Genomic DNA, 20,791 nt, shown 5'->3' with positions numbered 1-20,791 from the left:
TCACGTCGATTGCGTTATGCAACATCCGTGGAGAGCGAGACGCTTTTCCAGGCATCGAACTCCGCTTGCAACGATTTCATTTTCTCGTCCACCAGCCGAACGGCGTCGCTGCCGAGCAGCAGATGCGCTGGCGGATCGGCCGACAGGGCCACTTTCAGCATCGCCAGCGCGGCCTTCTTGGGATCGCCGACCTGCCAGCCACTCAATTCCATGCGCCGCTTGCGGATCGGCTCGATGATCGGGTCGTAATCGCCGATCGACCGGGCTGCCCGGACCATCGATCGTCCGGCCCAGTCGGTGCGGAAACCGCCCGGCTCAACCGCGGTGACCTTGATGCCGAGCTCCTTGACCTCCTTGCCAAGGGATTCGGAGATCCCTTCGAGGGCGAACTTGCTGCCGTGGTAGTAGCTCAAGCCCGGCAGCGTGATGATGCCGCCCATCGACGTGATGTTGAGAATATGTCCGGCACGTCGCCTGCGCATGGAGGGCAGCACGGCCTGGATCATCGCCACGGCACCGAACACGTTGACCTCGAACTGGCGTCGCAGATCGTCGATGGACGATTCCTCCAAAATGCCTTCGTGGCCGTAGCCGGCATTGTTCACGAGGATTTCGACCGCGCCGATCCTGCTTTCAATGTCAGCAACCGCAGGCGCGATGGCCGTGGTGTCGGTGACATCAAGAACCACCGCATGCGCGCTCCGACCAAGCGCTTCGAAGCTTTGCCTGTCGGCGTCGTTGCGCACGGTGCCCGCGACGGCATGGCCGTCGCTCAACGCAGCTTCCGCCAATGCTCGGCCGAAGCCGGAGGAAACGCCAGTGACGAGAAATGTCTTTGCCATGTGAGATGCCTTTCCGGGCTCGATTGTCAGCTCCATATAGGCCGGTTGATTAATGCAACAATCGGCATAGAATGGCATGACCTGATGCAAGATATCGCACAATGCTTCACACTGGTCTTTTCGAGCTGAACGCCGTTGCCGCGATTTCGGCGCATCGCAGCTTTCGCGCGGCTGCGACCGAGCTCGGCATCTCACCCTCCGCATTGAGCCATGCGATTGCCGGGCTCGAAAAACGCCTTGGCGTGCGTCTCATCAATCGCACCACACGCAGCGTGTCGTTGTCGGAAGCGGGCGAGCGCTTTCTCGCGCGGGTCAGCCCCGCGTTGCGCGAGATCGCCGGCGCGATGGAGGACGTGAACGAGTTTCGCGATACGCCGACGGGAACACTTCGCATCAATCTGAAGGAGCGCGCCGCGCACCAGATCCTCCGCCCCGTCGTTGCGAAATTCCTGCGGCTCTATCCCGATATGAATGTCGAGCTCACTTTAGAGGGCCGCACCATCGATATCGTTGCGGAGGGCTTTGATGCCGGAATTCGGCTGGCCGAAGCCGTGCCGCAAGACATGGTCTCCGTCCCTTGCGGTCCGGCGTCCCGCTTCATTGTCGTCGGCGCACCCGATTATTTCGCACACGTTTCATTGCCGAAGTCGCCGTCGGATCTGCTCAAGCATGAATGCATTCGCAGGCGCATGCCGGGCGGGACGCTTTATCGATGGGAGTTCGAGAAGCGCGGCGAGGAAATGGCGCTGGATGTGCCTGGCCGGCTCACGCTCGACAATGACAGCCTGATGGTGGAAGCCGCACTTGAAGGACTGGGGCTGGCGTTCGTCAGCGATTTCTGGGTCGCGAAACATCTCGCCGACGGCACATTGCGGGCCGTGCTGGAAGACTGGACGCCGCCATTCCCTGGCTTGCGCCTTTATTATCCCGGACACCGGCATATGGCGGCGGGGCTTCGCGCCTTCGTCGATATGTTGCGGGAGGAGAGCAAGCTGGCTGGCAAAGCGGCGCGCGGCGCTGCCCACGATTTGCGCAAGCGCTAGACTTTAGTTCCCCTCTCACAATCCTGAATGCAGTTTCACTTGCCGAGAATGCCCTCGCCGTTATAGTCGCGACATAATGGCTCACAAGAGGCCTGTTCAAGGGAGAGAAACAACATGAGAAGCGGACTCTCTGTTGCAGTGCGAATTGCGCTGCGAACGGCCGCAGTCGGCGCGCTGATGACGGCGTCAGGCGCGGCATTTGCGGCGGATCCGATCAGGATCGGCGTGATCGCGGAGGCGCAGGCGATCGCCGGTGCCTCTATCCCGCAGGCGGCGCAGCTTGCCGCCGACGAGATCAACGCCAATGGCGGCGTCGACGGCCGCAAGATCGAGATCATCGGCTACGACAACCACTCCTCCTCGGCGGATTCGGTGCGCGCGTTCCAGCGCGCGGTGAACGAGGACAAGGTCAATGCGGTCATTGCGAGCTACATCAGCGAGGTCGTGCTGGCGCTGGAACCCTGGGCCGCGCGGCTGAAGACACCGTTCGTGACGCCAGGCGCCGCCTCCAACGAGATCAGCAAGAGCGTCCACGCCGATTACGAGAAGAACAAGTACACGTTCCACGGCTATCTGACGTCGGCGGCGTTGGCGCTCTCGGTTTGCGACGGCGCCAAGGATCTGCTCGTCGACAGATTGCACATGAAGACGGCGGTCATCATGAGCGAGGACGCCGCCTGGACCAAGCCGCTCGACATCGGCTACGAGGAATGCCTGCCCAAGATCGGGCTGAAGGTGCTCGACCACATCCGCTTCTCGCCCGATACCACAGACTTCACGCCGATCTTCAACAAGATCGAGGGCTCCAAGCCCGACGTGATCATCACCGGCATCTCCCATGTCGGCGTGCAGCCGACGGTGCAGTGGAAAAACCAGCAGGTGCCGATCCCGATGTTCGGCATCTCCTCGCAGGCCACCAACGAAACCTTCGGCAAGGACAGCAACCAGGCCGCCGAAGGCGTGCTCTACCAGGGCGTCTCCGGCCCCGGCGTCGCGGTGACGCCGAAATCGGTGCCGTTCGCAGAAAATTTCAAGAAGAAGTTCGGCAATTATCCGTCCTATGCCGGCTACACCGCCTATGACGAGGTCTATTACATCGCCGACGCGGTGAAGCGCGCCGGCTCGACCGATGCCGACAAGCTGGTCGATGCGCTGGAGAAGACCGACTGGGAAGGCACGATTGGCCGCGTCCAGTTCTACGGCAAGGACGATCCGTTCACCCACTCGATCAAATACGGCAAGGGCCTGATCACCGGACTGATGCTGCAATGGCAGGACGGCAAGCAGAGCGCGGTCTGGCCCAAGGATGTCGCCAAGGTCGACATCAAGTTCCCGAGCTTCATCAAGCTCTCGAACTAGCAGGACACGCTCCCGGGACCACCTCCCGGGAGCTTCCACCTGCGTCGTACGCAGCACGTTCCTCCAGCAAGATCGTCTGGCCAATCATAGATGCGAGCTTTCCAGATTCTGATTGATGGCTTTGCCATCAGCGCCCTCTACGCCCTCGGTGCTACCGGCTTCACGCTGATCTTCGGTGTCTCCGGCGTCCTCAACCTCTCCCACGGTGCCATCATGGTGGCGGCAGCGGTGGCGGCCTGGGCCGCCGCCAGTGTCTTCAACGTCGGCACCTATGCCGGTGCGCTGATCGGCGTCGCGGTCGCTCTTGTTGCCGCGTTTGCGACCTACTTCGCGGTGGTAAAGCCCATTCAGGACTCCCGGCGCATCCCCAATGAGGAGAAGGAGATCTTCGTCCTCACCGGCACGCTGCTGTGGGGCATCATGATCCAGGAAGTGATCGCCTATTTCTTCACCAACAACGCCAAGACCGTGCTGCCGATCGTCGAGGGCGTCGTCGACGTGCTCGGCGTCCGCACGCCGAAGAACGAGATCTTCACCGCGATCGTGTGCTGCCTCGTCATCGCGTTGCTGTGGCTCCTCGTGAACCGCACCCGCACCGGCAAGGCGGTGCTGGCGGCCTCGATGAACCCGCGCGGCGTGACGCTGCTCGGCCTCGAGCTCACCAACATCTATATCGTGGTGTGGGGGATCTACGGCGTCCTCGCCGGCATCGCCGGCGTTTTGCTCGGGATGTTTCTGGGCGTCAGCTCCTACAGCGTCGGACCGCTGACGGCGAGTGCGTTCTCGATCGTGGTGCTCGGCGGCCTCGGCAGCGTCTCCGGTTCGCTGATCGCGGCCTTCGTGGTCGGTTATCTCGAAACGCTGACGGCCTATTTGATTTCACCGGCCTACCGCACCATTCCGGCGCTGCTGCTGCTCGTGTTCGTGATGTATATCCGGCCCCAGGGCCTTCTGGGGAGGCGCTGAGATGGCCGGCTTTTTTACTTCTCGGCTGTTCTTTGTCTCGCTCGCGCTGGTCGTGATCGCCGCGACGCTGCCGCTCTATGTCTCCGGCTACGTACTCGGCCTTCTGACCGTCGCATTCTATTTCGGCGTGTTCGCGATGGCTTGGGACCTGTTGTTCGGCTTCGCGGGCGAAGTCAATTTCGGCCCCACCTTCCTGATCGGCGTCGGCGCCTACACCGCCGGCATCCTGAATGCCCAGTTCGGCTGGTCGGTCTATCTCTGTATCGTGCTCGGTGCGTTCGCCTCCGTCATCGCAGGCCTCGTGCTGGCGCTGCCGGCGCTGCGGGTGCGCGGGCCGTATTTCGGCCTGACCACGCTAGTTGCGGTGTTGATGCTGCAGAACTTCATCGTGGTGTTCGCCGATCTCACCGGCGGCGAGATCGGCCTGACCATCCCCGACGTCATCACCATCAACGCCGGCGCCAATTACTGGATCGCGCTCGGCTTCATGACGATCTCGGCGGCCATCCTCTATGGCCTGTCGCAATCGCCGATCGGGCTCGTGCTGCAGGCCAGCGGCCAGGACCCGGTGCAGGCCGGCGCGCTCGGCTTCAACATCGTCAAGCACAAGCTCGCCGCCTTCATCGTCAGCGCGTTCTTCTCGGGGCTGTCGGGTGCACTGCTGGTGTTCTATTTCGGCACCGCCTCGGTCGGCACCGTGGTCGACGTCGCGGTCGGCGTGAACGTGATCGTCTCGGCCGTCCTCGGCGGCCGGCGCACCGTGCTTGGGGCTGCTCTCGGCGCGATCTTCCTGATCGTCGCCGGCGAATTCCTGCGCCCCACCGGCGAGCTTGCGACCTTCATCGTTTCAGCGGTCGCGCTTCTCGTCGTGCTGTTCTTCCCCGGCGGCTTCCTCGGAGCGGCCCTCTCGCGTGAGGCCCGCTCGTGATGGATATGATTGCAAACCGGCCCGTGCTCGAAGTCCGCGGCCTGACCAAACGCTTCGGCGGATTGACGGCGGTCAAAAATCTCGGCTTCGAGGTCAATGGCGGCGAGATCTTTGGCCTGATCGGGCCGAACGGCTCGGGCAAATCCACTGCGATGAAGAGCGTGATGGGCATCGAGCGCCCGACCGCCGGCGAAGTGATTTTCGAGGGCGAGAACGTCGCCGGCCTGCCCGCGCACAAGATCGCGCGCAAGGGCTTTGGCATGGTGTTCCAGCACTCGCGGCCGCTGAACCGGCAGACCGTGCTGGAAAACATCATGGTCGCACTGCTGCCGGACAGCCTCTTCATGCTGTTTCCGGACAAGGCACTGGTCGAGCGCGCCAAATGGATCGCCGACCGCGTCGGCTTGGGCTCCGTGATGAACCGCCGCCCGCCGACGCTGCCCTTCGCCGATCTGCGCCGGCTCGAGCTTGCAAAAGCGATCGCGCGCGATCCCAAGGTGGTGCTGGTGGATGAACCCTTCGCCGGCCTGACGCGCGCCGAGGTCGACGTCTTCTCCGACCTGATCCGCAGTTTTCGCGATGACGGCCGCGCGGTGATGCTGGTCGACCACAACGTCAAGAGCGTGGCAGCACTGGTCGACCGCGTGCTCGCGATGTATCTCGGCGAGGAGATCGTCACCGGCAAGGCCGAAGACGTCATGAAGAACGAGACGGTGCGCAAGGTCTATCTCGGCGGAGCGATCGAAACCCACGCGCGGCCCGAGACCAGCTTCAAGGACAAGGTGCCTCTGCTGCAAGTAGAGAATGTCAGCGTCCATTATGGCAAGGCGCAGGCGCTGGAGAACGTGTCGATCCACATCCACGAGGGTGAGTTCGTCTCCATCGTCGGCCTCAACGGCGCCGGCAAGACCACGCTGTTCAACACCATCTCCGGCTTCCTGCCCTACAGCGGCGAGATCATGCGCGGCGGCGACAGACTGCGCGGCACCAGCCCCGCCAAGATCGCCCGCAGCGGCATCGTGCAGTGCCCGGAATCGCGCGAGCTGTTCGGCGAGATGAGCGTGCGGGAAAACCTCGATCTCGGCGGCCAGCACCTCGCGGACGACAAGCGCGCGGCGCAACTGGCCTGGCTGTTCGAATTGTTCCCGATCCTGAAAGAGCGACAGGGCCAGATGGCACAGACGCTCTCCGGCGGCGAGCAGCAGATGCTGGCGATCGGCCGCGCGCTGATGATGCAGCCGCAGATCCTGATCCTGGACGAGCCGACGCTGGGTCTTGCGCCGGTTATCCTCGAACTGTTGTCGAAGGCGCTCACGAGGCTGCGGCAGACCACCTCGATCACGGTGCTGCTCGGCGAGCAGAACGTCACCTTCGCGCTGCCACATGCCGACCGCGTCTATGTGCTCGAACACGCCCGGATCGTCTGGGAGGGCGATCCCGGCCGCTTCGCCGCCGAGGCTGGCGCCGACTTTCTCTAGTTCGCGCGTATCAACAACAAAACAAGCAAAGGGAAACGACCATGCGACCACAAACCATTTTGAGCAGCAGCTTCCTCGCCTCCGCGCTGGCGCTGTGCTTCGCCGCCCCCGCCTACGCGCAGTCGAACGATCCGATCAAGATCGGCGTCATCGCCGAAGTGCAGTCGATCGCGGGTGCGGCGACGCCGGGCGGCGCGCAGATCGCCGCCGACGAGATCAACGCCAAGGGCGGCATCCTCGGGCGCAAAGTCGAGATCGTGAGCTATGACAACAAGAGCTCGTCGGCCGACTCGGTGCGCGCGTTCCAGCGCGCGGTGAGCGAGGACAGGGTCTCCGCCGTGATCGCGAGCTATATCAGCGAGGTCGTGCTGGCGCTCGAGCCCTGGGCGGCGCGGCTGAAAATGCCGATGATCACGCCTGGCGCTGCCTCGAACGAGATTACCAAGGCGATCCACAACGATTACGAGAAGAACAAGTACAGCTTCCATGGCTATCTGACCTCGGCGGCACAGGCCCAGATCGTCTGCGACGCCGCCAAGGACCTGCTGGTCGACAAGCTCAAGTTCAAGACCGTCGCAATCATGAGCGAGGACGCAGCCTGGACCAAGCCGCTCGACATCGGCTACGAGGCCTGCCTGCCCAAGGCCGGGCTGACGGTCGTCGAGCACGTGCGCTTCTCGCCGGATACCACCGACTTCACGCCGATCTTCAACAACATCGAAGCCAAGAAGCCGGACGTGATCGTCACTGGCATCTCCCATGTCGGCGTGCAACCGACGGTGCAGTGGAAGAACCAGCAGGTGCCGATCCCGATGTTCGGCATCAGCGCGCAGGCGCTGAGCCCGACCTTCTGGAAGGACACCAATGGCGCTGCCGACGGCGTGCCCTCGTTCGCGGTGTCGACGGCCGACGTCGCCGTGACCTCGAAGACGAAGCCGTTCGCGGCGGCTTTCGCGGCCAAGTTCGGCACGCCGCCGGCCTATACCGGCTACACCGCCTATGACGAGGTCTACATCATCACCGACGCGATCAAGCGCGCCGGATCGACCGATCCCGACAAGATGGTCGCCGAGATGGAGAAGACCAATTTCGAGGGCACGATCGGCCAGATCCAGTTCTACGGCAAGGACGACGAGTTCACCCACGGCATCAAGTACGGTCCCGGCGCCGTGACCGGCCTCGTCTTCCAGTGGCAGGACAATAAGCAGGTCGTGGTCTGGCCCGAGAAGATCGCGGAAGGCAAGCTGAAGTTTCCGAACTTCGTGAAGCTGTCGCAGTAATCGCGCTTCACCTGACATCAGGCCCATCGCTCGCTTGCGAGCGGTGGGCCTTTTCTTTGCCTTTCGCAGATGCGTTGTGACCTGCGGCGTACCGCGTATCGACCTTGGGCGATGTTGACATTCCGCACGCCCCTCCCAATACTTCGAAAAAAAATAACAACCAATCAGAAGACGGTTTTGAGGGAGGATAGAATGCCGACTTCACGCAGGCAGCTGCTGAAGGGTTCGGCGGCTGCCGCCGCCACACTCAGCCTCGATTGGACCCGGGCGCAGGCGCAAGCCGAAACATTGCGCATAGGCGTGATCTACGATCTCACCGGCCCGTTTGCCGCGGGCGGCTCGGTCGCCTCATCCGTCGGAACGCAGATCGCGATTGATCTCGTCAACGAGAAGGGCGGTATCGGCGGCAAGACCAAGATCGTGCCCGTCGCCGCGGATTCCCAGAGCAAGGCCGACGTCGCAATCAACGAGGCCGAACGCCTGATCAGCCAGGAGAAGGTCGACATCATCGAAGGTGTCTTCTCCAGCGCGCATGCGGTGCCCATGGCCGCCAAGGTCGAGCAGCAGAAGAAGATCCTCTGGATCACGACCGCGGTCTCGACTGCCGTATTCAAGGACAAGAACCTGCAATACGTGTTTCGCGCGCAGATCCACTCCGACCAGTACGGCCAGGCCTTTGCCGGCTTCATCGCCGAGCACGCGAAGACAAAACTCGGCATGGAGCCGGGCGAAGTCAGGGTCGCGCTGATCCACGAGGACGGCCCTTATGGCGTCGGTGTCGCCGCGGCCGACGAGGCCTATGCAAAACAAGCCGGCATCCAGGTGGTGCTGCGCGAGGGCTATTCGGCCTCCGCGCCCGATCTGTCGGTGCTCGTCACCAAGCTCAAGCGCGCCAAGGTCGACGTGATCTCGCATGCCGGCTACAACCCCGACATCACGCTGTTCCTGCGCCAGGCGCGCGAGAGCGGGCTGCGCTTCAAGATGCTGTTCGGCGCCGGCGCCGGCTACAGCCAGCTCGACAAGCTGCGAGCGACCTTCGGCCCCGACATCGACAATTTCTGCAACATCGATCCGGTGCCCGCACAGCTGCTTGATCCGTCAAAGCTCGCCCCCGGCATCGGCGACCTGATCAAGACCATGGTCACGCGCTATCAGGCCAAGACCGGCGCCACCGACGTGCCGCCGCACTGCTCGATGGGTTTCAACCAGACCTGGGTGCTGCTCAACAACGTGCTGCCTGTCGCGAAGGAAAAATACGGCAGCTTCGAGCCCGAGGCCATCCGCAAAGCCGCGCTCGACGTCGACATCCCTCCCGGCGGCACCATCCAGGGCTATGGTGTAAAGTTCTTTCCGCCGGGCACGCCGCTCTCCGGCCAGAACGAACGCTCGACCCCGGTCGTGATGCAGAATGCCGGTGAGCATATTTCCGTGGTGTGGCCGACGAATATTCGCACGCAGGATCCGGTGTTTCCGCTGCCGAAGGGTTCGACTTACGGGGTATAGAGCCGCGCGGACGGTGCACCCTCGCCCTTGTGGAAGAGGGTGGCTCGCCGCGAAGCGGCGAGACGGGTGAGGGGTTGTCTCGGCGAGTGAGCCTCTCACATCTGAATTCGCGGAGCGAGACCGCTCATCCGGCGCTTCGCGCCACCTTCTCCCGCAACAAGGGGAGAAGGGTTGCAGTGTGCCTGCGGCGAATTCATCTCGCCCTACAACAGCACCCGCCGTCCCTCTTCCGCCGCCCAATAGCCAGCGTAGTTCACCTTGATCGTCTCGTACGCCAGCGCCAAATCCGACAGCGGCTGCCTCCCCGTCGCCACGCATTCCATGAAATCCTGGATCTCCTGGAGGTAGCCGCGCGTCCATTCCTCCTCGAGGCAGACATATTGCCAGCCGGTCTTGCGATCGACTTTCTCGGTGATGTAGACGCTGGCGAGCTTCTCCTCAGAGGTCTGGTAGCTCATCAGATGCGTGTTCGGGGTAATGTTGGCAAACAGCGAGCCACCGCTGGTGTAGGTCTCGATCAGATTGCGCACGCCGCCCATGATCATGTCACCGGAGAACACGGTGGCCTTGGTGCCGTCGGAGAACGTCGCGGTCAGCGTGCCCCAATCCTCGACATCGACCGGATTGGCTTTGATGTAGGTCCGTTCCTCGGGCTTGAGGCTAGCTGTGACGTTGCCGACATCGCCGGTGACGCTGGCGACTCGGATGGTCTCGCCGCGCGCCTTGGCCTCGACCTGCTTGAGATAGAGCACCGCCGAGAGCGGATGGCAGCCCATGCGGATCAGCGAGCCGCCGCCGGTCATTGCCCATTGCGCGGCGTGCGCCGCGTGAGAGCCGGAATGGCTCTCCTCGCCTTTCATGAACAGGATCTTGTCTTTGGTCGCCTTGATGATCTCCGCGGTTTTCGTCACCGCGGGCGCGTAGATCCAGTCTTCCGCATACATGAAAAGCTTGCCGGTGCGCTCGATCGCGGCACGCGTCGCGTCCATCTCCTCCAGCACGCGTTCATACATCAATGCTTTCGGCACATGCTTGCCAATTGGCTGCTGGTCACCGTCGCGGCCGAAATAGCCGGCAAAAGGCTTTTCGCAGATGACGTGCTTGCCGGCCTGCATGGCCGCAACAATCATTCCGGCATGGAGATTGGGCGGCGTACAAATGTCGACGACATCGATATCAGCGTTCGCGATCAGCTCGGCAAAGCTGCGATAGACGCGCGGGATCTGGTGGCGCTGAGCGAACTCGATGACGTGATCGCCGCGCGCGGCCACGGCCGCGACCTCGACATCCACGCCATAGACGCGCCGGAACGCATACATATGCAGCTCCGACGCGAAGCCGCAGCCGACGAGCCCCACCCTGATCCCAGCCATCGCGCCCCCCTGATTTGGGCGGCACTATAGCGCGCTTGCGGGCCTATTCCACCGAGACCCGCACCACGCCGGCGCTCATCATGCCGAGCGCGCGGGCGGCGGGCACCGAGAGATCGACGATCCGGCCGCGGATGAAAGGGCCGCGATCATTGACGCGGCATTGAATCGAGTGGCCGCCATAGGACACCCTCAGCACGCTGCCAAATGGGCGCGTACGGTGGGCACAGGTCAACTCGCCGTTTTTAGCGGCTTTCCCGTATCCGTAATATGAGGCTAGCCCGCTCTCAGCACGTGCAACAGAAAAGGCAGAAAGCGAAAAAGCAGCAAAACAGAACAATAGCTTCGTCAGCGCTCGCACGGCACCGCTCCCGGTTGGCCCTGCCCGCTGCTACAAACGTCCTTGTTCCCCGAAGTTCCCCTGCACCGCCGGGCTATGCCCGGCAGTGCCATCACACATTGTTACTGCTTGTGGAACACGAGCGTGCGCACCTCGATGCTTTCGCGTGGCGCCGCATCGGCCGGCGTGGTCGGATCGACGAACGCTGTGTGCGGCCCGAAGCGGGTGCGGCCGTCCGTTGCGGAATCATAGCATTTGAGCAGCAGCGCCTCGTCCGCCGTCATCTCGGGGAAATAGAACCAGCGGTGGTTCGGACTGTGTTTCACCGAATAGGTTTCGCCGCGGCGGTTGGGATAGATCAAATCGGAGGCGACCAGATCCTCGGGCGCGACCGTCGTGCCGTCGACCATTGCGAGCGGTGAATCGCGCAAGGGGCCGCGGATCGGCCGCCAGAGATTGATCACCTGGACGCGGCCCTTGAGCAGCTCCTCGGCTTCGTCAGGCAGGTGCTCGCGAACCCGGTTGGCACCGGAGACGGCGGTCTGGTCGACATGGACGCGCGTCGCCGGCTGGCGCGGGCCACCATCACGAATGTCGGCGGCGCCCTCGACGCGCCTGCGCACGGTGTGATCAAAGATGAAGACGCGATCAGCCTTCAACGTCGCGCGGAGAAAGGCCTCGACGGCGGGATAGTAGACCGCCCTGATCTCCTCGTCGTTGTAGAAGTCCTTGACCTGGTTCGGATGGCGCACCAGTGCAAAACCCTCGCGATCGAGCGAGATGTTATTCGCGATCAGCCGCGCATCGAAGATCGGGACCTGATGCGGCTCCGGCAGCGACGTGCTTTTCGGTTCGCCCGGCGGCGGATCGAAGGCGTAGGTGCGCGGTTTGCCGGAAACCGGCGCGAGATAGTTGAGTTCAGCAGTGACGAAGGGAAGCGATTCGATTTTTGTTTGTTGCAGGCCCATGGCCGGTCTCCCGATGTGGTCGTCGGATAGATTTTTGACGGAATGAGGCGCGGTGCAAGGGTGGTGGTGCAAATAGCAATGGGGGTGTTGTCGGACGAGGGGAATGCAGAACGAACGTGTCGACAACAGCGATCGCTTTGATGATGTTCTTCTCGCTTCACGAATGCATGAGAGACCCGTGAGCGTTTATACCCACCATCGTCATTCCGGGGCGCCCGGAGGGCGAGCCCGGAATCCATTTGGCTGCAATGTTTGTAGATAAATGGATTCCGGGCTCGCGACTTCGTCGCGCCCCGAAATGACGCCAGCCTACCGTTGCACGCTGCGCCGCGTCCGGGACACGAGCGTTACAATCCCGCTTTCGCGATCGCGTCCGCAAACGAGCGGTCGACGACCTCCGCGGCATTGAGCTTCTGCTTGATCAGGCCCCAGCGGAAATAGAGATCGATCGTGCTCTGCTCGTCCGCGACCACGCTGTCGTCGATCGGCGCGATCCGGATCTGTGCGCGCGACAGCCAGTTGAGCGGCACGGCGGTGGGGATGTTCATCAGCTTGCCCCAGGTCTCGGCGTAGCCGTTGATGTTGTTCAGCGACCATGCGCGTGCCACGGTGAGGCGGCGAATGAAGTCGGTCAGCTCCGCGCGCTTGTCGCGGATGGCGTCAGGTCGCGCCACCTGGAAGCTCAGGCCCGGCGTCAAGCCTTCGGAGGTGATGATACGGCGCGACTTGAACAGAACCTCCTCCTGGCTCACATAGGGCTCCCAGGTCGACCACGCATCGACCGAGCCTTGGGTGTAGGCGATCTTGGCATCCGACGGCGCCAGGAACGCGATCTGCACGTCGCTCGCACTCCAGCTGTTCTTCTCGAGCGCGGCGAGGATCAGCTGATGGCCGATCGAACCACGGCCGGTTGCGATCTTCTTGCCGCGCAGATCGGCGAAGCTCTTGATCGGTGAATTCTCCGGGACGAGGATCGCGAGCCCCTCCCGCGTCTGCCGGATCGCGGCAATCGCCTTCACCGGCGCGCCGGAGGCCGCCGCGAACGTAAACGGCGCATCGCCGACGAGCCCGGTCTCGATCGCACCGGCGCTCAGCGCTTCCAGTAGCGGCGCGGCCGCCGGAAACTCCTTCCACTCGATCTTGTAGGGAACGTCCTTCAGTACGCCTGCCGCTTCCATCACGGCCTGCGAATTGCCTTTCTGATCGCCGACGCGCAACGTCGTTTGCGCCGCCGCCAGCTCGAACGAGCCGAACAGCAGCGCACCGGCCAGCATCAGGCGGATCATTCCGCCGCCTCGCCGCGGACGGCCTGGCGCTTGGCAATGAGCTCGCGCGTCAGCGGGATCAGCTCACGGCCATAGTCGATGGCGTCGGGAAGCGGATCGAAGCCACGGATCAGGAAGTGGCTGACGCCAAGGTCGTAATAGTCGGCGAAGACGTCGGCGACCTGCTCAGGCGTGCCGACCAGCGCGGTGGTGTTGCTGTTGGCGCCGGTGAGCTTTGCGATCTCGGTCCACAGCCGCTTGTCGATGCGCGCGCCCTGGTCGGCCGCCGCCAGGAGCCGCTTGGCGCCCTCGGTCGCGTGATTGGGCCGGCGATAGCCGGTCTGGTCCTGCAGCGCGGTAGCACGTTCCAGAATCGTCTCGGCCTTCTTCCAGGCCTTCTCCTCGGTGTCGGCGAGGATCGGCCGCACCGACAGGCTGAAGCGCGGACTTGGCCGCCCGTGCTTTGCGGCCGCCGCGCGCACCCGCGCAGTGACATCGCGCACCTGCGCGTAGGATTCGCCCCACAGCGCAAAGGTGTCCGCATGCTTGCCCGAGACCTCGATCGCGGCATCGGATCCGCCGCCGACGAAGGTGTAGATGCCCCCCTTCTGCTGCGGCTTCACCTGCGAAAAGCCGTTCTCGACGGTGTAGTACTTACCGCTGTAGTTGAACGGCTTCTCGCTGGTCCATTCCAGCCGCACCACATCGAGGAATTCGCTGGTGCGGGCGTAGCGCTCGTCCTTGTCGTCGAGCGTGTTGCCGTCCTGGCGCAGCTCGATCGCATTGCCACCGGTGATGACGTGCAGCGAGACACGGCCGCCATAGAGTTGGTCAAGCGTCGCAAGCTGGCGCGCCAGGAGCGTCGGCGCGGTAAAGCCCGGCCGCTGCGCGATCATCACCTTGAGCTTCCTGGTGATGGTCAGCACATGCTGGGCGATCTGGAGCGCATCCGGCGTGGTCGAATGGAACGCCAGCAGCGCACGGTCGAAACCGGCAAGCTCGTGCGCCTTCGCGACCGTCTCGATATAGGACGGATCGAGCACGGGACCCTTGCGCACGATGGTCTCGGACACATTGCTGTTAGCGATAAAGCCGATGAACTCGACCGACATGATCATCTCCCTGATTGTTTGGCGGAAATCTAAAGGCCCAATGCGGCACGGCCGAGGCCGGTGCGCGTGGAATCATCCTGCGGCGTGTGTACGCGACCGCACAGGACGTCGCGATAGTGCCGCTCCAGCGGATTGGTCCGGCTGAGACCGTGATTGCCGGTGAGCGACAGCGCATCCTCGACCACGGCAACGGCATTGTTGGTCACCGTCAGCTTGATGGCGTTGGATTCGCCCGTGAACAATTCGACGCCGTCGTCGAAATCGCCGGCGAAGGAATCGAGCAACCGCGCATTGACTGCGAGCCGGACCTCGATGGCGCCGAGGATCTCCTGCGCGCGCGGCAACGTCGCGAGCGGCGCGCCGAGACTGGCAGGGACACGTTGCTTCAGGAAGGTGATCAGCCAGTCGCGTGCAGCTCGCGCGACACCGTCATAGATCGCCGCAACGAACACGGTGTGGACGGTCGCCTGCGTAATGTCGCGGGCACTCCACTCCGCAGGCTTGCGAACATCGACCTCGGCCTCGAAGGGAATCACGACGTCGTCGAAGATGACGTCATGGCTGCCGCTGGCGCGAAGCCCGTGATGGTCCCAGGTCTCGACGATGCGCGTGCCCGGCAGGCCTGCCGGCACCAGGAATTGCCCGACGCGCGGCTCGGCCTCGTCGGTCCGCGCCCAGACCAGGTACCATTTCAGGATCGGCGAGCCCGTCGAATAGATCTTGTGGCCGGTCAGGCGCCAGCCGGTCTCGGTCCGGCGCACGATCGTCGCCGGCAGGCCTCCGCGCGCGGGCGAGCCGAGATCGGGCTCGACGCGCAGTGCGTTGACGAGCGCAAGGCCCTCGACCGTCTCGCGCGCGAGCTTGCGCGCCAGCCGTAGCGGCCAGGTCGCGCTCCGCCCCATCACCAGATGATTGATGTAATGCATCGACAACACCAGCGCCGTCGACGGATCGGCCTTGCCGAGGATGCCGATGACACGCGCGGTATATCTTGCACCCGCGCCCGCACCGCCATGGACCGCGGGCACGGTCAGCGACAGCAGGCCTGCCTCGGAAAGCTCGCGAAAATTCTCGAAAGGGAAGCTGCCGGTGTGGTCGTGTTCGGCCGCCCGCGCGGCAAAGGACTCGGCCAGCGCTTCGGCGCGCGCGATGTAGTCGGGCTCGCTATGGGCCGCCCGTCCCTGAGCTACGGAAGTCACCATGTGGCGTCTAATCCCAGGAGGCCGAGGATCTGGCGGCGCAGATCGGCAAGATACGGATCGCCGCGATGGCGAGGATATGGACGGTCGACGCGGATGTCGGCTTTCACGCGTGCGGGGCGATCGCTGAAGACGATGACGCGGTTGGCAAGCACCAGCGCCTCCTCGGCGTCATGCGTCACCAAGAGCGTGGTAAAGCCCTTGCGCTGCCAGAGCGAGACCAGCTCGGCCTGCATGGTGATGCGCGTGAGCGAGTCGAGCTTGCCGAGTGGCTCGTCGAGGATCAGGATTTTGGGATCGTTGACCAGCGCCCGCGCCAGCGCAACGCGCTGCGCCATGCCGCCGGAAAGCTGATGCGGATAGGCGGTGCGGAAGTCCGATAGCCCGACGAGATCGAGCGCGGCATCGACGCGGTGGCGCTGGCTCTTCAAAATGCCCTGGGCTTCCAGCCCCAGTGCGACATTGTCCCAGACGGTTCGCCAGGGAAACAGCGTCGGATCCTGGAACACGACGACGCGCGAGGGATGCGGGCTTCTGATGCGGACCTCGTCCTCACGCAAGCTTCCCGCCTTGGGCTTGTCGAGGCCCGCGACGAGGCGAAGCAGGGTCGACTTGCCGCAGCCGGAGGGCCCGAGAAGAGCTACGAACTCACCCGGTTCGACCGAGATGCTGACATCGTAGAGCACGGGGAGTTCGGCACCGTCGATGTCGAAGGCGTGGCTGACCTGCTCGATGTCGAGCGCGGCGCCGGCAGCAACCGGATGCGCGATGGCCTCGGCGAGAGCTGCGGCTACCATTTGACGGTCCCCTTCTGCCAGACCAGCAGGCGATCGCGGATCGCAAACAGCAGCGTGATCGCTCCGGAGCAGAGCAGCGACATCACGATCAGCGCTGCATACATGTTGGCGTAGGCGGCCCAGCCCTGCGCCCATTGCAGGTACCAGCCGAGCCCGGCCTTGACGCCGATCATTTCGGCGACGACCAGCACGGCGAAGGACGAGCCGAGGCCCATGAACAGGCCGACGAAGACGTGCGGCAAGGCCGCAGGGATCGCGACCTTCAGCACCAGGAAGGACGGCTTTGCCCCCAGCGTGCGCGCGACGTCGTAATAGGCGGTGCTGACGCTGGCGACGCCCGACCAGGTCAAGACGGTGACGGGGAAGCCGGTCGCGAGCGCGATCAGGAAGGTCGACGCGCTCCAGCTCGACGGAAAGGTGAAGAACGCGATCGGCAGCCAGGCAGTTGCCGGCAGCGGGCCGATGAAGCGGAGCACCGGATGCACCCAATAGCCGACCGCGCGTGACCAGCCGATCGAGACGCCGGTCAGGAAGCCGACCGCCGCGCCGATGAGATAGCCGCCGAGCTGAAGCTTGACCGAGGCAAAGACGCTGTCGAGCAGCTTTGGCAGATCATCGGTGTAGACTTCGATGATCGACTGCGGCGGCGGGAAGAACGGCAGCGGTAGCCAGGCGAACTTTGCGGTCGCGACCTCCCACAAGGTCAGGAAAGCGCCGAGCGCAATCAGCCAGGGCGCGCGTTGACGCAAGGCACGGCCCGCCGAGCCGAGATAGTCGGCGCCGACGGTTCCAAACAGGGCAACGGCCGCTATGATAAAGGCCGCGATGCCAAGCGAATGCGTGCGCGACCAGTCGCCGAGGTCTTCCCACCACAGGCAGGACAGGCCGAAGGCGATCCAGATGGCGCTGGCGGCAACGCCCGCACCGGATTCCCGCACCCAGGTCGCAAGCCATGGCGCGCGCGAGGTTCTCGGCGCGCCAGAGGCGAGGCCGTCAGACAGCGAATACGTCGACATAGATGCGCTCCGCAAATTTGGCGGTGTCGGTGCTCTGCTTGAAGACCTGAACGCTCTTCAGATCGTCGGCATAGGCTTTCAGCTCGCGCTTCAGCACTTCGCCTGTGGGATGGTGATGATGGGTGTGGTAGCGCACCATGCCCTCGATATCGGCGAGCGACGCCGCCTTCGGCGCGTAAGGCTGGAATGACTTTGCCGTTACGGACGGATTTTGCGAGGTGAACATTGCGGCATCGAGCAGCGCCTGCGTGATGGCGCGCGCGACCTGTGGCTCCTCGCGCACCAGGCTGCCGCGCAGACCCAGGATACAGCAGCTCTTGTCGCGATATTCGCCGTCGAGATTGGAAGCCACTTCCTTGTACTGCGTGTCCTTGAGCCAGAGATAGCCCAGCGGATCGGACGACAGGAAGGCCTGCACTTCGCCCTTCTGGACCGCGACATCGAGCAAATTGCCCGGATAGGCGCGCCAGTCGACGTCCTTGTTCGGATCGATGCCGAGCTTTGCGAGCTGGATCGAGAAGAAATTCTTGTCGGGGCCGCCGAGATCGCCGACCGCGACGATCTTGCCCTTGAGATCGGCGAGCTTCTCGACGCCGGAATTGGTACGGGTCAAGACGCGCATGCAGCCGCCATGGGTGCCCGCGGCAATCTTGACATCAAAGCCCTGCTCCAGCGGCTTCAGCCAGCGCAGCGCCATGCCGAGGCCGGCGTCGCTTTTTCCCGTCGCGATCGCCTCGAGCAGCTGATCGGTCGAGCCGGAATAGTTGACGAGCTCGACGTCGAGATTTTGCTTCTGGAAGAAGCCGTGCTCGATGGCGACCGGCACCGGGGCGAGACAGACCGCGCCGGCGTTCCACGACAGTTTCAGCTTGCGCGGGGCGCCGGTCAGCGCGGGGGCATCCGACGCTGTGCGGCACAGCGGGAATTCCGTGAGATCGACGCCGGACCCGATCGCCTGCGGTGCAAAGGCCTGCGCACCTAGCGCGCCGAGCGGCGCGGCAAAGGCAGCCGCCAAACCCGCCTGGAGCAAGTGCCGCCGGTCGAGGCTCGATCCACGCTTGTCGTCGTTCTTCATGTCGTCAGCCCCTGCGCTGGCACAGCTCCGCCGTACGCACAGTGCTTCGCACTGCGCATATTCCGCACGGAGTTGCGTTAAGAGAAAATCTTTCCGCCGACGATCGCGCGCCGCGTTGATGTGATGCCCAAATCATGCGGCGCACGCGCAGCATCGTCAATGAAATGGAATTTCGAATGTTGCGCGAAGCGAAGTCATTCTCTGCTTTGGCGCGAACGATAACGACGAAACGATTTTCGCTGAAGCACCGGTTCGCACTCCGGATCACGACTCCGTCACCTGCATCATTTTCGCGCAATTTCGCGCGCGCGCACCGCACGTTCTCGGAAACGAGCGTTCGTGGAAACGTCCTTGCCCGACGCGCGTGCAATACGGTTGGCCATTTCATTGACTGCGCATCGCGCCCTCATAGACTTGATCGTCCGGCTGCATCGTTCGCTCACGCGCCGTGAGCAAAGCAACAAGACAGGCTACATGAGCATCAACTCTTACGACCATCCCATCACGCGCCGGCTCGCGGCATCCCTCTTCGCCGCAGCTGTCACCTTGTCGACGGCCGCCGCATCGTTCGCGGCCGACCAAATCGTGCTGCGCGTCGGCGACCAGAAGGGCGGCAATCGCTCGCTGCTCGAAATCTCCGGTTTTGCGAAGGACCTGCCCTACAAGATCGAATGGTCGGAATTCCCTGCCGCAGCGCCGATCCTGGAAGCGCTCAATGCCGGTGCGCTCGACGTCGGCTATACCGGCGATCTCTCGTTCCTCTCTGTCTTTGCTGCCGGCGCGCCGATCAAGGCGATCGGCGGCACCAAATCGGATGCGAAGACGCAGGCGATCCTGGTGCGCCAGGATTCGCCGATCAAGTCCGCTGCGGATCTCAAGGGCAAGCGCCTCGCTGGCACTCGCGGCGGCTGGGGCCAATTCCTGATCGATGCGACGCTGGAGAAGGCGCAGATCAAGCTCGAGGATGCGACCTTCGCACCGCTCGGCCCGGTCGATGCCAAGGTGGCGCTGGTCGCGGGCTCGATCGACGCCTGGGCGGTGTGGGAGCCCTACATCTCATTCGCGACCCTGAAGGACAAGGCCCGCGTCATCGCCGACGGCGAAGGCCTGACGCCGACCATCACTTTCATCGTCGCCACCGACAACGCCATCGCGACCAAGCGCGCGGCAGTGCAGGACCTGTTGCAGCGGCTGAACAAGGCGCGGCTGTGGTCGCTGGATCACCTCGGTGAATATGCCAAGAGCACGGCCGAGCTGACCAAGTTGCCTGAGGACGTTCTGCTCTCAGCCTACACCGCGCAGCGCACCAGCCCGATTCCGATCGACGAGAACGTGGTGAAGGAAGTCCAGGAGGCCTCGGACCGCTCGACGCGCTACGGCATCCTGCCGAAGACGCTCGACGTAAGCAAAGCCGTCGACCGCAGCTTCACCGCCGCGGCCGCGGGATCAAACTAAACGAGGGCGGCGTGATGCGCGGGCTTCGTCTCAAAGCCGGGCCGCTGCATCTCGCCGCGATCGTGCTCGCGCATTTCGCCTGCATGAGTCTGATCGTCTGGTTTTCGCTCTAACGCGGAGCGATCACCAATAGCCGCCGTCATACGGCTGATAGTAGCCGTAATATGGACGGTAGGGCCGATAGGACCGGCGGTAGCCATAGCCGGGATAAGCGTAGCCCGCTCCGTAACCATAATACGCCGGCGCATAGCCATAGCCCGGTCCCGCATATTCATAGCCGCCACCATAGTAGGGGCCGCCGCCGTAGTAGCCGTAGGGCGTGCTGCTGGCGATGGCGCCGCCGATGATCGCGCCCGCCGCAAGGCCGCCGAAACCCCATCCCCAGCCGCGGCCGCGCCAATACACCTGCGTGACATTGTCGCCGGCCGCGGCCTTCATGGTCGCAACATGGGTCGGCATTGGGGCCGCTGCCGCCAGCTCGATTTGGCCGACGATCACTGCAGCCGTCAGCGAACAGGCAATTGCCGTTTTCCAGAACCTCATCGCCTTTCTCCCTGTCTGACGTTTCGCTTGGAGAAGGATCGCGGCGGGGTGATCGGGTATCTTTGCGTTAAGTCAAAGTCTCGAATTTGAGTGCACCGCACAAGATGCCGGAGCATGCCTCAATTATGATCAGAACACCGCCGCACCGATGTGACGCCGGTACGGCGCCGCAGGAGCGATGAGAGCGGCGGCAAAGCGTTAAGCTTCCCGCGCGTTCGCAACCAACAAGCACCTTCCTGATTTACCATTGGT

At 63.5% G+C, this 20,791-nt stretch carries 19 protein-coding genes; 8 read left to right on the top strand and 11 right to left on the bottom strand.

Annotation, left to right across the window (positions count from 1 at the left end; genetic code table 11):
• Window positions 1–14 precede the first annotated feature (14 nt).
• A complete protein-coding gene (locus ACPPVR_RS11425; RefSeq protein ID WP_426614321.1) occupies window positions 15–842 on the bottom strand; it encodes an oxidoreductase in 828 nt (275 codons plus the stop codon).
• 101 nt (window positions 843–943) lie between these two features.
• Between ACPPVR_RS11425 and ACPPVR_RS11420 the strand changes: the two genes are divergently transcribed.
• The 7 genes from ACPPVR_RS11420 (at window position 944) to ACPPVR_RS11390 (ending at window position 9,399) form a co-directional block, all read left to right on the top strand.
• Complete coding sequence (locus ACPPVR_RS11420; RefSeq protein WP_426614320.1) at window positions 944–1,885, top strand: LysR family transcriptional regulator; 942 nt, start codon at window positions 944–946, stop codon at window positions 1,883–1,885.
• Window positions 1,886–1,999: 114 nt separating this feature from the next.
• Window positions 2,000–3,244: an ABC transporter substrate-binding protein gene (locus ACPPVR_RS11415; protein ID WP_426614319.1), complete on the top strand. Its 1,245-nt coding sequence runs from the start codon at window positions 2,000–2,002 to the stop codon at window positions 3,242–3,244.
• A gap of 90 nt (window positions 3,245–3,334) precedes the next feature.
• Window positions 3,335–4,210, top strand: a complete 876-nt coding sequence (locus tag ACPPVR_RS11410) for a branched-chain amino acid ABC transporter permease (RefSeq protein ID WP_426614318.1) — start codon at window positions 3,335–3,337, stop codon at window positions 4,208–4,210.
• 1 nt (window position 4,211) lies between these two features.
• Window positions 4,212–5,138, top strand: coding sequence for a branched-chain amino acid ABC transporter permease (locus ACPPVR_RS11405; protein ID WP_426614317.1), 927 nt, complete (start codon window positions 4,212–4,214; stop codon window positions 5,136–5,138).
• Complete coding sequence (locus ACPPVR_RS11400; protein WP_426614316.1) at window positions 5,138–6,616, top strand: ATP-binding cassette domain-containing protein; 1,479 nt, start codon at window positions 5,138–5,140, stop codon at window positions 6,614–6,616. The genes ACPPVR_RS11405 and ACPPVR_RS11400 overlap by 1 nt, the downstream gene beginning before the upstream one ends.
• A 41-nt stretch (window positions 6,617–6,657) precedes the next feature.
• Window positions 6,658–7,896, top strand: a complete 1,239-nt coding sequence (locus ACPPVR_RS11395; protein WP_426614315.1) for an ABC transporter substrate-binding protein — start codon at window positions 6,658–6,660, stop codon at window positions 7,894–7,896.
• 192 nt (window positions 7,897–8,088) lie between these two features.
• Window positions 8,089–9,399 (top strand): ABC transporter substrate-binding protein, encoded by a 1,311-nt coding sequence (locus tag ACPPVR_RS11390; RefSeq protein WP_426614314.1) that lies wholly within the window; start codon window positions 8,089–8,091, stop codon window positions 9,397–9,399.
• Between the two features lie 203 nt (window positions 9,400–9,602).
• On the opposite strand, the gene ACPPVR_RS11385 is transcribed toward ACPPVR_RS11390, so the two are convergent.
• From ACPPVR_RS11385 to ACPPVR_RS11345, 9 genes are all read right to left on the bottom strand, one after another.
• Window positions 9,603–10,772: a Gfo/Idh/MocA family protein gene (locus ACPPVR_RS11385; protein ID WP_426614313.1), complete on the bottom strand. Its 1,170-nt coding sequence runs from the start codon at window positions 10,770–10,772 to the stop codon at window positions 9,603–9,605.
• A 43-nt stretch (window positions 10,773–10,815) separates the two neighbouring features.
• Window positions 10,816–11,130 (bottom strand): septal ring lytic transglycosylase RlpA family protein, encoded by a 315-nt coding sequence (locus ACPPVR_RS11380; RefSeq protein ID WP_426614312.1) that lies wholly within the window; start codon window positions 11,128–11,130, stop codon window positions 10,816–10,818.
• 101 nt (window positions 11,131–11,231) lie between these two features.
• Complete coding sequence (locus ACPPVR_RS11375; protein ID WP_426614311.1) at window positions 11,232–12,077, bottom strand: CmcJ/NvfI family oxidoreductase; 846 nt, start codon at window positions 12,075–12,077, stop codon at window positions 11,232–11,234.
• Window positions 12,078–12,424: 347 nt separating this feature from the next.
• Window positions 12,425–13,363, bottom strand: a complete 939-nt coding sequence (locus ACPPVR_RS11370; protein WP_426614310.1) for an ABC transporter substrate-binding protein — start codon at window positions 13,361–13,363, stop codon at window positions 12,425–12,427.
• Window positions 13,360–14,454: an LLM class flavin-dependent oxidoreductase gene (locus ACPPVR_RS11365; RefSeq protein WP_426614309.1), complete on the bottom strand. Its 1,095-nt coding sequence runs from the start codon at window positions 14,452–14,454 to the stop codon at window positions 13,360–13,362. Before ACPPVR_RS11365 ends, ACPPVR_RS11370 begins: the two co-directional genes overlap by 4 nt.
• A 29-nt stretch (window positions 14,455–14,483) precedes the next feature.
• Window positions 14,484–15,656 carry an acyl-CoA dehydrogenase family protein gene (locus ACPPVR_RS11360; RefSeq protein ID WP_426614308.1) on the bottom strand — a complete coding sequence of 391 codons (1,173 nt, stop codon included), beginning with the start codon at window positions 15,654–15,656 and terminating at the stop codon, window positions 14,484–14,486.
• On the bottom strand, window positions 15,650–16,450 hold the full coding sequence (locus ACPPVR_RS11355; protein WP_426614307.1) for an ABC transporter ATP-binding protein: 801 nt from the start codon (window positions 16,448–16,450) through the stop codon (window positions 15,650–15,652). The genes ACPPVR_RS11360 and ACPPVR_RS11355 overlap by 7 nt, the downstream gene beginning before the upstream one ends.
• Window positions 16,444–17,466: an ABC transporter permease gene (locus ACPPVR_RS11350; RefSeq protein WP_426614306.1), complete on the bottom strand. Its 1,023-nt coding sequence runs from the start codon at window positions 17,464–17,466 to the stop codon at window positions 16,444–16,446. The genes ACPPVR_RS11355 and ACPPVR_RS11350 overlap by 7 nt, the downstream gene beginning before the upstream one ends.
• On the bottom strand, window positions 17,444–18,541 hold the full coding sequence (locus tag ACPPVR_RS11345) for an ABC transporter substrate-binding protein (protein ID WP_426614305.1): 1,098 nt from the start codon (window positions 18,539–18,541) through the stop codon (window positions 17,444–17,446). The genes ACPPVR_RS11350 and ACPPVR_RS11345 overlap by 23 nt, the downstream gene beginning before the upstream one ends.
• 474 nt (window positions 18,542–19,015) lie before the next feature.
• Here ACPPVR_RS11345 and ACPPVR_RS11340 point away from each other — a divergent pair, with 474 nt between their 5' ends.
• Entirely contained in the window at window positions 19,016–19,996 is a 981-nt protein-coding gene (locus tag ACPPVR_RS11340) for an ABC transporter substrate-binding protein (protein ID WP_426614304.1), read from the top strand.
• Window positions 19,997–20,119: 123 nt separating this feature from the next.
• On the opposite strand, the gene ACPPVR_RS11335 is transcribed toward ACPPVR_RS11340, so the two are convergent.
• On the bottom strand, window positions 20,120–20,539 hold the full coding sequence (locus tag ACPPVR_RS11335; protein ID WP_426614303.1) for a hypothetical protein: 420 nt from the start codon (window positions 20,537–20,539) through the stop codon (window positions 20,120–20,122).
• Window positions 20,540–20,791: the final 252 nt, after the last annotated feature.

The organism is Bradyrhizobium sp. McL0616 (genome assembly GCF_049993385.1).
GTDB lineage: Bacteria > Pseudomonadota > Alphaproteobacteria > Rhizobiales > Xanthobacteraceae > Bradyrhizobium.
This window is presented reverse-complemented; position numbering and strand designations above follow the sequence as displayed.